Here is a 4,469-nt window from a genome sequence, read left to right as displayed (position 1 = left end):
TATAAATTGGAATACTAACCTAATCACTTGCCAAAGTGATTATTATCAAGCCCCTATTATGGGCGCACTGAAGGTATAGAAACTCCCGTCCTCTGTTATCACGGACATATTGGTTTCGTTCGGGAAGTTCCTCACGGTAGCCTTCACGCGGATGACGTTCTCCGCTCCGTCGGCTTTGCCCGCAATCAGGTCGGGCGAACCTAAATCGACGTAACGAACCTCCGAGGGGAAAATGACGTGGACGGTCTTGTCGTAGGTCACTTCCAAGCCGTGCGGAGGGACCATGCGGTCAAAGGTCAGCTTCTTTGTCAGCCCGTGATACAGGTCGCCGTCCGCCTCCTTCTGCGGATAGACCTCCTTTGTCAAGGTCGGTTGTTCACTTCCGTTGTCCTTTCCAACGGTTACGTTCTCCTGCGCGTTGGCAGTTACGATGCCCATAGCGAGGGCAAACATGATGATTACTTTTCTCATTACTTTGGATTTTAGTGGTAAATAAAAATTGGATTGTTGTTACTTTTTCTGTTTTCAATTCCTGTCCTGATAGAGCATTACCTTATACCCGGCTTTCAGATGCACCTTGACGGTACGCATCTTCTTGGCGATATACTGGCTTGTGCCTTGTATCAGCCCCTTGCCCAAATCGGAGGCAAGCTGCGCCCCTGCGTTGGTGGAGATATTGATGCTGCTGCCCAGCGAGCCGCCCATGTTGGCGGCAACCTCCCTGACGGCATTCATTTCCATCGAGTTGGGAATAAAGATACCGGGTTGCCCGTCCGTGTCATACACCGCCAGCTCCACCGGAATGATAGTGCCGTCATATTCCAACGACGTGATTCCTATGTCAAGCCGTTCGCCCTGAATCTTTGCTGTGCCTACCACCACCGCATTGCGGGGGATGATTTTGTCCGCTACCTCCATCGGCTCCAGCAGCCGGAGTTTGACAGCTTGCCCGTCGGTCACGCTCTGCGCCCCATAGACACACGCCGATATGGTGTTCTTGTCTGATACGGTCGTGACGCCCACCGCCGTATTGAAACTGCGGTTACGCTCCTGCGAGAATGAGGCGACAAACTCGGCGTTGCTCATCGGCTGTGAGAGCGAGGATACCACCTGATGCGTCACCTGCCTGACAGGTGCAGCCGTGTTCTTTCCGGCTTTCTGCACGGGGTAAGGCTCAGCCGCCTGTCCGACAGGTGGCTGTGTGCCGTTCTGTCCGCCCATGTACTTCGCCGCCAACTCGTAAGACTTCTCCATGAGTGCCACTTGGTCATCCATAGCGGACGCCTTGTCTTTCTCGCTCTCCAGTTTCGATTCCAGCGAGGCGATGCGCTCCAACAGTTCATCCATTTCCGCGTTGTCGTTCTTCGGCTGCTCGTAGAAGTTGCCGAGCGTGGCATTGAGGTCGCGGTAGGCGGCTGCGGATGATTGGATGGTTTTCGGAGCGGATGATGTTGATGTTGCTTCTTCCGCATTTCCGGGATTAGCAAGGTCGAAGTCCCTGCCGCCGTCCGTTTCCGCCACCTCGCGGTCGAACATATCGCCCAGTTCCTGCATGGCACGGCTGCGGTTCTCCTGCCGTTCTTCCATCGCCCCCTGCTCGTAGGCTTTCGCCTTGTCGCCGATGATCTGGCGGTTCGTCTTGTCCGCGTCGGGCATTTCGATGTTGTAACCTCCCGTCCCCGGTTGCTGCTCCTTGTCGGAAGACGGGGCGAATATCAGCCACATCGCCCCGATGAATACCAGCACCATAGCGGGCAACACTATCATTTTCTGACGTTTCAGCCTTTGGGCTTCGGTCAGCGGCTTGCGCTCCTTGGCTTTGCCTTCCTCCTTCGCGCCTTGGCCATTCAAGCAGGCTTGATGGCTCTCGGCTTGGCGTTGGTTCTTCGGTTTCCCGTTGTCGGGAGCCGCCTTGTTCTCGTTTTTAGGTTCATTCTTCGTCTGTTCCATATAAATAAGGTATTACATTATGATTGTTGTCCGGCTTTACGGACAGTTCCACTTGTCCGGCATGGTCTGTCACCATACGGCTGCCGTCATTCCTGCCGATGTCATAGACGGCTTTTCCGAAGGTGTAGAGGGCAAGCACCGTGAAGGCGGCGAGCATCGTCAGCACGATGCGTTTGCGTGTCTTCGGAGGCAAACCGTCCAGATAGCCTTTGAGCCTTGCCACCAGCATTTTCTTTTTGTCGTGGAGTTTCCAGTACGCACGCCAAAATGATTTCCTGATTTTCTTCATGTCCGTTACCTTTTGATGGTTTGTAAATCCTTGTTCTCGATGATGGTGAATCCCTCGATGGTGAAACCGTTGGGATTGTCGTCCGAACGGGACGAGTTCAAGAGGCGGCACGTCGTCACGAGGCTGCGCTCGGTGACGTTGCTTTGTCTGATGATCTTCTGCGTGGCGTAGGTCACGGCACGGTAGGGATAGCCGTTGAAATCGCATACCACGCTGTCCACCTTCAGCACTTGGTTGATATTCCCGGCGATGATACGGTTGTAGTACCCCTTCTCGGCGAAGTCCGAATAGTAGTTGTACACGCTTTTGTCCGCTAATAGCAGGGCGCGTTTCACATTATGCTCTATCGCGCTCTTTTCGGGCGAGAGCGTGAAGAACAGCTCGTGGAAGCGGCGCACGTGTTCCCTTGCCTCCGCCGGACGGTTCTGCGACAAGTCCTGCGAGAGAGCCAGCATCAGCGACTTGCCGTTGTCCAGCACGTAAATCTTTTCCCGTTGTCGCTCAGCGAAGCGGTAGGAACTCCACACGCTCCATACCGTTATCACGGCGCACAGCGAGAGGAAGACGATACCGAACAGGCGTATCTGCCTGAACGATGATTCGATGTTTTTGAGTGACTTAAATTCCATTGTTGTTTATTCGTTTTTAATTGTCAGTTGATTATTTCAGCAGTTTCCCGGCACGTCCGACCACGTTTCCTGCGGCTGCACCCGCCACGCTGCCCGCCATGNCGTTTCCTGCGGCTGCACCCGCCACGCTGCCCGCCATGCTTCCGGCTCGTCCTGCCGTCTGGTTCACGTTGCGACCGTAGCTTCCCATGCCTCCGGCTTGGATAATCCAGCCTGCCACCGTCGGGATGGTGAAGTAACCGATGATGCCGATTATCATGAAGACGATATACACCCCGTCGCTCGAATCCAGCGAAAAGTTCGGGTCAGCCTGCATCCGTTCGATGTCGCTTTGCAGCATCAGCACTTGGATTTTCGCCAGTATGGTGCTGAACATATCCGACACGGGCAGCCACAGATAGACCTGTATGTAGCGGCATATCCATTGCGTGAGCGTGCTTTGGAAGCCGTCCCATACCGATATGGCGAAGGCTATCGGACCGAGTATCGCCAGCACCACGAGGAAGAACGTGCGGATGGTGTCTATCACGAGTGCGGCGGCTTGGAACATCAGTTCCAATATCTCGCGGAAGAAGTCGCGGATGCCCTTCTTCATGTTGTACATCCCGCGCTCGATATACATCCCCGCCATCGTCACCATGTCGCCGGGCGACCAGCCCAGTTCCTCCAACTGTTTGTCAAACTCCTCGTTCGACACGAGGTAGGCGGTTTCGGGATTACGCATCATCGCCTCGTATTCCAGTTTATCCTTCTGCTCACGGTATCGGTTCATGTCCAGCGTTTCCGCCTCCAGCATCTTTGCCGTACCCTGCACGACGGGCGACATGATGCTGTTTATCGTACCTAATACCACCGTCGGAAAGAACATGATGCACAAGCCTATCGCAAAGGGGCGGAGCATAGGGAACACGTCTATCGGTTCGGCTCTCGCCAGCGACTGCCACACCCGGTAGGCGACGTAGAACAGCGCGCCCAGCCCGGCAATGCCTTTCGCCACACCCGCCATGTCCCCGCATAGCGGCATCATCTGCTCATAGAGCGAGCGCAGAATCTGGTGAAGGTTGTCGAAATTCATAGGCTACCAGTATCTTTCGTTCATGTTCCCGTACAGCCCCATGATGCGGTCGAGGTCGTTCTTCTTTTTTGCCCGCAGGTAGCTCACGCTGATGTTCTTGTTGGTGTAGTAGCTCACGAGGTTGCGGTAACGCTTCATCTTGGAGTAACAGCGTTCCACCACATCCATGCGCTCCTTGTCCGTCATGGAGAGCGTGGTGATGTTCACCACGTTCTTCAGTTCCGTCAGCACGTCGTTGGATTCCTCCAACAGCTTGGTGTAGCCAAAGGCGATGGCTCCCAGTTCCTCCACCGTGAAGTTGTCGTCACGCATCATCTTCTGGAAGCTGGTCACATAGGTGTCGGTGATGTCACCCACCATCAGGATGGTCTGCTGCACCTTCCGGGCGTCCTTTACCAGATTGTTCACGGATTTGAGCGCGTCGTAATACTTCTTGCCCTGCTCGTAAATCTTCACCGTCTCTTGAAAATTTTTTATCATATTCTGGGCGGTCGTGGAAGTGTGTACCACGTTCTTCGAGGTGTTC

5 protein-coding genes and 1 pseudogene are annotated in these 4,469 nt (G+C 54.5%); all 6 read right to left on the bottom strand.

Going from position 1 to position 4,469, the window contains the following annotated elements; genetic code table 11:
* Positions 1–66: 66 nt before the first annotated feature.
* A pseudogene (locus JZY04_RS20765) lies at positions 67–471 on the bottom strand (DUF4138 domain-containing protein); the annotation flags it as partial.
* Between the two features lie 54 nt (positions 472–525).
* Complete coding sequence (traM, locus tag JZY04_RS20760; protein WP_117678604.1) at positions 526–1,950, bottom strand: conjugative transposon protein TraM; 1,425 nt, start codon at positions 1,948–1,950, stop codon at positions 526–528.
* Positions 1,931–2,239 carry a TraL conjugative transposon family protein gene (locus tag JZY04_RS20755; RefSeq protein WP_032567516.1) on the bottom strand — a complete coding sequence of 103 codons (309 nt, stop codon included), beginning with the start codon at positions 2,237–2,239 and terminating at the stop codon, positions 1,931–1,933. Before JZY04_RS20755 ends, traM begins: the two co-directional genes overlap by 20 nt.
* 5 nt (positions 2,240–2,244) lie before the next feature.
* A complete protein-coding gene (traK, locus tag JZY04_RS20750; RefSeq protein WP_004308925.1) occupies positions 2,245–2,868 on the bottom strand; it encodes a conjugative transposon protein TraK in 624 nt (207 codons plus the stop codon).
* Positions 2,869–2,899: 31 nt separating this feature from the next.
* Positions 2,900–3,943 carry a conjugative transposon protein TraJ gene (gene traJ / locus JZY04_RS20745; protein WP_220577459.1) on the bottom strand — a complete coding sequence of 348 codons (1,044 nt, stop codon included), beginning with the start codon at positions 3,941–3,943 and terminating at the stop codon, positions 2,900–2,902.
* Positions 3,944–3,946: 3 nt separating this feature from the next.
* The coding region (locus JZY04_RS20740; protein ID WP_220577458.1) for a DUF4141 domain-containing protein at positions 3,947–4,469 on the bottom strand (523 nt) is incomplete at its 5' end.

The organism is Bacteroides sp. 11BF (genome assembly GCF_019633765.1).
Classification (GTDB): domain Bacteria; phylum Bacteroidota; class Bacteroidia; order Bacteroidales; family Bacteroidaceae; genus Bacteroides; species Bacteroides hominis.
The sequence above is the reverse complement of the archived record's forward strand: the minus strand, read 5'-3'. Positions and strand labels throughout refer to the sequence as shown.

Bases quoted from the DNA above. Each gene is read 5' to 3' on its own strand.
- JZY04_RS20755 (WP_032567516.1), bottom strand. From the start codon at position 2,239: ATGAAGAAAATCAGGAAATCATTTTGGCGTGCGTACTGGAAACTCCAC.
- traM (WP_117678604.1), bottom strand. From the start codon at position 1,950: ATGGAACAGACGAAGAATGAACCTAAAAACGAGAACAAGGCGGCTCCC.
- traK (WP_004308925.1), bottom strand. From the start codon at position 2,868: ATGGAATTTAAGTCACTCAAAAACATCGAATCATCGTTCAGGCAGATA.